Origin of the sequence: Allobosea sp. (genome assembly GCF_036675845.1) — a bacterium.
In the GTDB taxonomy this organism is placed as follows: Bacteria; Pseudomonadota; Alphaproteobacteria; order Rhizobiales; family Beijerinckiaceae; genus Allobosea.
This window is the reverse complement of record NZ_JAKFED010000016.1, coordinates 1-7,570: the sequence shown is the minus strand read 5'-3', so window position 1 is coordinate 7,570 and position 7,570 is coordinate 1. Positions and strand designations below refer to the sequence as shown.

Annotated in this window: 5 protein-coding genes; 3 read left to right on the top strand and 2 right to left on the bottom strand. The window is 68.6% G+C overall.

What is annotated here, in order from left to right; all coding sequences use genetic code 11:
• Both V6M56_RS00765 and V6M56_RS00760 read right to left on the bottom strand, forming a co-directional pair.
• A partial coding sequence (locus V6M56_RS00765) for an amidase family protein (protein WP_332680658.1) occupies positions 1–902 on the bottom strand: 902 nt, incomplete at its 3' end.
• A 72-nt stretch (positions 903–974) separates the two neighbouring features.
• Positions 975–1,928 (bottom strand): LysR family transcriptional regulator, encoded by a 954-nt coding sequence (locus V6M56_RS00760; protein ID WP_332680657.1) that lies wholly within the window; start codon positions 1,926–1,928, stop codon positions 975–977.
• A 127-nt stretch (positions 1,929–2,055) separates the two neighbouring features.
• Here V6M56_RS00760 and V6M56_RS00755 point away from each other — a divergent pair, with 127 nt between their 5' ends.
• The 3 genes from V6M56_RS00755 to V6M56_RS00745 all read left to right on the top strand — a co-directional run bounded on the left by V6M56_RS00755 (position 2,056) and on the right by V6M56_RS00745 (position 7,511).
• On the top strand, positions 2,056–2,892 hold the full coding sequence (locus V6M56_RS00755; RefSeq protein ID WP_332680656.1) for an alpha/beta hydrolase: 837 nt from the start codon (positions 2,056–2,058) through the stop codon (positions 2,890–2,892).
• A gap of 47 nt (positions 2,893–2,939) precedes the next feature.
• Complete coding sequence (locus V6M56_RS00750; RefSeq protein WP_332680655.1) at positions 2,940–4,157, top strand: efflux RND transporter periplasmic adaptor subunit; 1,218 nt, start codon at positions 2,940–2,942, stop codon at positions 4,155–4,157.
• A 171-nt stretch (positions 4,158–4,328) separates the two neighbouring features.
• Entirely contained in the window at positions 4,329–7,511 is a 3,183-nt protein-coding gene (locus tag V6M56_RS00745) for an efflux RND transporter permease subunit (RefSeq protein WP_332680654.1), read from the top strand.
• Positions 7,512–7,570 lie beyond the last annotated feature (59 nt).

Here is a 7,570-nt window from a genome sequence, read left to right as displayed (position 1 = left end):
CCGCCGGGATTGTTCGCCATGATCTCGCGATGCACCGCCGCGGCCTCGACGGTGACGATCGGCACCGGGGAGGCGGCGAGCATCTCCTTCCAGAGCCCGTCGAGATCGACCGGTTCGACCGCGATGCCGAGCCGGATGACGCGCTCGATCGCCGCTTCATAGGCCTTGGCGACGGCGGGCTCCGCCTCGGCGAGGAAGCCGCCGCGGGCGACGCCGACACGCGAGCGCCCGGGGCTGAGCCCCTCGGCGAGGTCGAAAGGCTTGTCGGCCAGCACCGCGAGCAGGCGGGCGCAGCCGGCGACGTCGCGGGCGAGGGGGCCGACCGTGTCGAGGCTCGGCGCCAGCGGGAAGCAGCCCTCGGCCGGCACGAAAGCATGCGTCGGCTTCATCCCGGTGATGCCGTTGAGCGCGGCGGGGATGCGGCAGGAGCCGCCGGTATCGGTGCCGACGGTCAGCTCTGAGCTGCCCTGCGCCACCGAGACCGCCGCCCCCGAGGACGAGCCGCCGGGGACGCGCGAAGCGTCGAGCGCATTGCCGGGCGTGCCGAAGCTGCCGTTGAGCCCGACCCCGGAGAAGGCGAACTCGCTCATATTGGTCTTGCCGACGATCACCGCGCCGGCCCGGCGCAGGCGCGCCACGATCGGGGCATCCTGCGTCGCCGGGGCGGCGCCCCTGAGGATGCTGGAGCCGGCCCAGGTCGTCTCGCCGCGGACGTCGAACAGGTCCTTGACCGAGACGATGGTTCCGTCGATCGGGCTCAGGCGCAGCCCGGCTTCGAGCCGGCGATCGGCGGCATCCGCCTCGGCGCGCGCGGTCTCCGTCAGCAGCCTGGTGAAGACCGGCGCGCCGTCCCCGATGCGGGCGAGATTGGCTTCGAGCGCGTCGCGGACGGTGCGGGACATCGGGGCAGACCTTGCTGGGGGGACTTGCGCGTCTGGTTAGGCCAGATCACCGTCGGAGGAAATCCCCACCCGTCATTCGGCCGCCATCGTGCCGCAGGGTGCCGGCAGGCTCGAGCGGCGCTGGATCAGGTCGTCCTTGGCGAAAAGCTCGGCCAGCCAGTCGACGAAGACCCGCACCTTGTTGGAAAGGTGCCGGTTCGGCGGGTAGACGATGTGCAGCGGTTTCGGCGTCGTGCACCAGCCGGTTAGCAGCGGCACGAGGCGCCCGGCCGCGATGTGCTCCTGCGCCATGAAGGTCGGCACCTGCATCACGCCGAGGCCCGCGAGTCCGGCGGCGAGATAGCCGGTGCCCTCGTTGAGCGAGACGATGTACTCGCCGCGCACCTCGATCGTCTCCTTCTTCGTGGCGAAGATCAGGGGCAGCGTCCGGCTCGTGCCGGCGGCGCGATAGCCGATCACCGAATGGCCGCTCTCCAGATCGCTTGGATGCTGCGGCGTGCCGTGGCGGGCGAGATAGTCCGGCGCCGCGCAGGTTATCTGCACCAGCTCGCCGACACGCCTTGCGATCAGGCTCTGGTCCTGGATCTCGCCGCCGCGCACGGCGAGGTCGAGATTCTCGCCGATCAGGTCGGCCGGCCGGTCGGAGAGGCCGATATCGATCTGGATCTCGGGATAGCGCGCATGGAAGCCGGGCAAGGCCGGCAGGATCACCTCGATCGCCAGCGGTGCGCTGACATCGAGGCGCAGGCGCCCGCTCGGCCTGGCCTGCGACAGCGCCATGCTCGAATCGAGCTCGTCGATCTCGCTCAGCACGCGCAAGGCCCGCTCGTAATAGGCGGCGCCGTCCATGGTCACGGTGACGCGCCGCGTCGTGCGGTTGAGCAATTGCGCCCGCAGATGCGCCTCGAGCTGCTGGATCAGCTTGGTCACGGTCGGCTTCGGCAGGTCGAGCAGCTGCGCCGCGCGGGTGAAGGTGCCGACCTCGACGACGCGCACGAAGGCGCGCATGGCGTTGAGCTGGTCCATCGGATCTCCTGGGCCAATCCGATCATTGTTTCCGTACAGAAACAATGTGGGAGCGGATCGGCAGTTTATTGCCCCACCACTATCTCCTAAATGCTGACGGATCGCAACATTCGTCAGTCGTCACGCCATGCTCGCCATTTCCGTCCCGCCAAGCCGCTATCGTCGCTCCGTGTTCTGGCGCGACCAGCAGGTCGTGGCCGGCTCCGAGACGCTGGCCGGGCGCCTCTATGCTCCGGCCGCCGTGCCCGACGAGGCCGGGCTCGTCCTGCATCTGCATGGCGGCACCTTCGACAGCGGCTCCCTTGCCGCCGGCGAGGCCGTCGCGACGACGCTCGCCGAGGCAGGCGCGATCGTGATCTCGCTGCCCTATCCGCTCGCTCCCGAGGCCCGCTTCCCGCAGGCTCTGGAGACGGCGTACGAGGCGCTGCAGACGATCGCGCGCGACAAGGCGCGCTGGGTCGGCAAGCATGCGCGCCTCTATGTGGCGGGCGAGGAGGCCGGCGGCAACCTCGCCGCGGCCCTGGCGATGATGGTCCGCGACCGTCACGGCCCGCCGCTCGCCGGGCAGATCCTGTTCTCGCCGATGCTCGATGCCTGCCTCGGCACCTATTCCTTCCGCAATGCCGAGGCCGGGCCGGTCGGCTGCCGCTGGGCTGATGGCTGGCACGCCTATCTCGGCACGCCCGAAAAGGCGGCGCACCCCTATGCGGCGCCGGTCAACGCCTCGCGGCTGTCCGGGCTGGCGCCGGCACTGATCGTCACCGCCGAGGACGACCCGCTGCGCGACGAGAGCATCAGTTACGGGCGCCGGCTGCAGGCTGTCGGCGTCGACGCCACGGTTCATCTCGTCGGCGCGCCGAGCCATTGGCCGGACGCCTTCGCGGAGGCGCCGCGCGACGGCTCCTGTCTCTGCTGCGCCTGCCAGCAGGTAAGCGAGTTCTTCTCGGCGACCGCGCCGCCCTAGACGCCCGCCTCCGGTTTTTAGACCTCATCTCACGAAGGAATGACCCCATGATTCTGGGAACGATCCGTCATGCCCTGTTGGGCACCGCATTGGCCGCCGGCGTCTCGCTCGCCGCGCTCGCCATCGCCGTCAATGGTTCCGGCGGGGCGCAGGGCGACACCACGCCGGCCGCCCCGCCGCCGACGCCTGTCTCGGTCGCCCTGGTCGAGCAGCGCGATCTCGTCAGCTGGGCCGAGTTCTCCGGCCGGCTCGAGGCGATCGAGCGCGTCGAGATCCGCTCGCGCGTCTCCGGCGTGGTCGAGCAGGTGCATTTCGCGCAAGGCACGCTGGTGAAGCAGGGCGACCTGCTGGTCAGCATCGACCGGGCGCCCTACCAGGCCGAGTTCGAGCGCGCCCAGGCGCAATTGCTGGCGGCCGAGGCCCGCGTCGCGCTCGCCGCCGGCGAGCATGAGCGCGGCCAGAAGCTGATGTCGACGCAGAACGTCTCGCAGCGCGATCTCGATACGCGGCTGAACGGCTTGCGCGAAGCGCAGGCCAATGAGCGCGCCGCCCGCGCCGCCCTGCAATCGGCGCGGCTCAACCTCGACTATACGCAGATCCATGCCCCGATCTCGGGCCGCATCGGCCGGCTCGAGGTCACGGTCGGCAATCTCGTCGCTGCCGGGGCTGCCGCGCCGCTGCTGACGACGCTGGTCTCGGTCGATCCGCTCTATGCCGGCTTCAACGCCGACGAGGGCACGGTATTGCGGGCGCTGGCGACGCTGCCGAACGAACCGGGCAAGCCGCGCGAGCTGAAGCGCATCCCGGTCGAGATGACGACCGCGACGGGTGATGGCCTGTCCGTTTCGGGCCATCTCGGCTTCGTCGACAATCGGGTCGAGGCCGAGACCGGGACGGTCAGGGTCCGCGCCATCTTCGACAACCCGGAGGGCGCGCTGATGCCGGGCCAGTTCGTGCGCCTGCGCATGGGCCAGGCGAAGTCCGAGCCGGCACTGGTCATCAACGAGCGCGCGATCGGCACCGACCAGAACAAGAAGTTCGTCTTCGTCGTCGGCGAGGATCGCAAGGCGCAATGGCGCGAGGTCACGCTCGGCTCGTCGAACGAGGGGCTGCGCATCGTCACCAGCGGCCTCGAGGCCGGCGAGCAGATCGTCGTCAACGGCCTGCAGCGCATCCGCCCCGGCGCGACCGTCGCACCCGAGCAGGTGCCGATGGCCGAGCGGCCCGAACTGAAGAAGCCGGCGACCGAACTCGCCCGGCGCTGAAGCGCCACCGTCATTGCGAGCGCAGCGAAGCAATCCAGCCCGTAGAGCTCTGCCGCTCCTGGATTGCTTCGTCGGCTGAAGCCTCCTCGCAATGACGGGCTGGACCGATATCCAACTCACCCCCGCCGGTCGCTTCGGGACCGGTGGAGCCGCCGCCCGAAGGGGGCAATCATGAATCTCTCCAAGTTCTTCATCGACCGGCCGATCTTCGCCGGCGTTCTTTCCGTTCTCATCCTCGTCGCCGGCCTGCTCTCGCTGCGCGTGCTGCCGATCTCGGAATATCCCGAGGTCGTGCCGCCGACGGTGGTGGTGCGCGCGCAGTATCCCGGCGCCAATCCGCGCGTCATCGCCGAAACCGTGGCGACCCCGATCGAGGAGCAGATCAACGGCGTCGAGGGCATGCTCTACATGTCGAGCCAGGCGACGACCGACGGCGTGATGACGCTGAACGTCACCTTCAAGCTCGGCACCGACCCGGACCAGGCGCAGCAGCTCGTGCAGAACCGCGTCTCGCAGGCGGAACCGCGCCTGCCGGAGGAGGTGCGCCGCCTCGGCGTCACCACCATCAAGAGCTCGCCGGACCTGACGATGGTGGTGCACATCACCTCGCCGAACGACCGCTACGACATGACCTATCTGCGCAATTACGCGGTGCTGAACGTCAAGGACCGGCTGGCGCGGATCGACGGCGTCGGCCAGGTCCAGCTCTTCGGCTCGGGCGACTATTCGATGCGCGTCTGGCTCGACCCGCAGAAGGTCGCCGAGCACGGGCTCTCGCCTTCCGACATCGTGCGCGAGATCCGCGCCCAGAACGTCCAGGCCGCGGCCGGCGTCATCGGCGCTTCGCCGACTGCGCCGGGTCTCGACCTGCAGCTCTCGGTCAATGCGCAAGGCCGCCTCCAGAACGAGGAGGGGTTCGGCGAGATCATCGTCAAGACCGCGCCGAGCGGCGCCGTCGTGCGGCTGAAGGATGTCGCCCGCATCGAGCTCGGCGCGGCCGAATATGCGCTGCGCTCGCTGCTCGACAACAAGTCGGCCGTCGCCGTGCCGATCTTCCAGGCGCCGGGCTCGAACGCGATCACGATCGCCGACAACGTCCAGGCGGTGATGAAGGAGATCAAGCAGAACATGCCGGAGGGCGTGGATTACAGCATCGTCTACGACACCACCCAGTTCGTGCGCGCCTCGATCAAGGCGGTGATCACGACGCTGCTCGAGGCCGTCGCGCTCGTGGTGCTCGTCGTCATCGTCTTCCTGCAGACCTGGCGGGCCTCGATCATTCCGCTGGTCGCCGTGCCGGTCTCGGTCATCGGCACCTTCGCGGTGATGTATCTCTTCGGCTTCTCGATCAACGCGCTCAGCCTGTTCGGGCTGGTGCTCGCCATCGGCATCGTCGTCGACGACGCCATCGTCGTCGTCGAGAATGTCGAGCGCAATATCGAGCAGGGGCTGGAGCCGCGCCAGGCGACCTACAAGGCGATGCGCGAGGTCTCGGGGCCGATCATCGCGATCGCGCTCGTGCTGGTCGCGGTCTTCGTGCCGCTCGCCTTCATCAGCGGCCTGACCGGCCAGTTCTACCGCCAGTTCGCGCTGACCATCGCGATCTCGACGGTGATCTCGGCGATCAATTCGCTGACGCTCTCGCCGGCGCTGGCGGCGCTGCTGCTGCGCTCGCATCACGCGCCGAAGGACGCGCTGACCCGCGGCATGGACAGACTGTTCGGCTGGTTCTTCCGCGGCTTCAACCGCTTCTTCAATCGTTCCTCGCAGGCCTATGGCGGCGGCGTCCGCCGCATCCTGACCCGCAAGACGGCGATGATGGCGGTCTACCTCGTGCTCGTCGGCCTGACCGCCGTGCTGTTCCGCACCGTGCCCGGCGGCTTCGTGCCCGGCCAAGACAAGCAATACCTCGTCGGCTTCGCGCAACTGCCCGACGCCGCGACGCTCGACCGCACCGAGGACGTCATCCGCAAGATGGGCGAGATCGCCCTGAAGCATCCCGGCGTGCAGAGCGCCGTGTCCTTCCCCGGCCTCTCGATCAACGGCTTCACCAACTCCTCGAACGCCGGCATCGTCTTCGTGACGCTGAAGCCGTTCGAGGAGCGCAAGACGCCGGAGCTCGGCGGCAACGCCATCGCCATGCAGCTCAACAAGGAGTTCGCCGGCATCAAGGAGGCGTTCATCGCCATGTTCCCGCCGCCGCCCGTCCAGGGCCTCGGCACCATCGGCGGCTTCAAGCTGCAGATCGAGGATCGCGCCGGCCTCGGCTACAAGGCACTCGATGAGGCGACCAAGGCCTTCATGGCCAAGGCCGCGACGGCGCCCGAGCTTGCCGGCATGTTCTCGAGCTTCCAGGTCAACGTTCCGCAGCTCTATGCCGATATCGACCGCACCAAGGCCCGTCAGCTCGGCGTGCCGGTGACCGATGTCTTCGAGACGCTGCAGATCTATCTCGGCTCGTCCTATGTGAACGACTTCAACAAGTTCGGCCGCACCTACACCGTGCGCGTCCAGGCCGATGCGCCCTTCCGCGCCCATCGGGAGGATATCGGCAAGCTCCAGGTGCGTTCGACCTCGGGCGAGATGGTGCCGCTTTCGGCCGTGCTCGACGTGCGCGCCGATGCCGGGCCCGAACGCGCCATGCGCTATAACGGCTTCCTCGCCTCCGACATCAATGCCGGCCCGGCGCCCGGCTTCTCGTCGGGGCAGGCGCAGGCGGCGGCGGAGCGCATCGCCAACGAGACCCTGCCCAAGGGCTTCGCCTTCGAATGGACCGACCTGACCTATCAGGAGATCCTCGCCGGCAATTCCTCGCTGATCGTCTTTCCGATCGCGATCCTGCTCGTCTTCCTGGTGCTCGCCGCCCAGTATGAGAGCCTGACCCTGCCGATCGCGATCATCATGATCATCCCGATGGGCCTGATGGCGGCGATGGCCGGCGTCTGGTGGAGCGGCGGCGACAACAACGTCTTCACCCAGATCGGCCTCGTCGTCTTGGTCGGACTATCGGCGAAGAACGCCATCCTGATCGTCGAATTCGCGCGCGAGCTCGAATTTCAGGGCAGGACGCCGGTCGAAGCCGCGGTCGAGGCCAGCCGCCTGCGCCTGCGGCCGATCCTGATGACCTCGCTCGCCTTCGTCATGGGCGTGGTGCCGCTGGTGATCTCGACGGGGGCGGGCGCCGAGATGCGCCAGGCCATGGGCATCGCGGTCTTCGCCGGCATGATCGGCGTCACCGCCTTCGGCATCTTCCTGACGCCGGTGTTCTACGTGCTGATGCGCAGGCTGTCGGGGAACAAGCCGCTAAGGCAGCATGGGGAGGAGGAGGAGGTGGAGATCGCCGAGGCGGCGTGATGGGTGGCCGGCGGGGTTGCGGGTGGCCGTGATCCTGCCGACATCTGCCTTGGTTCACG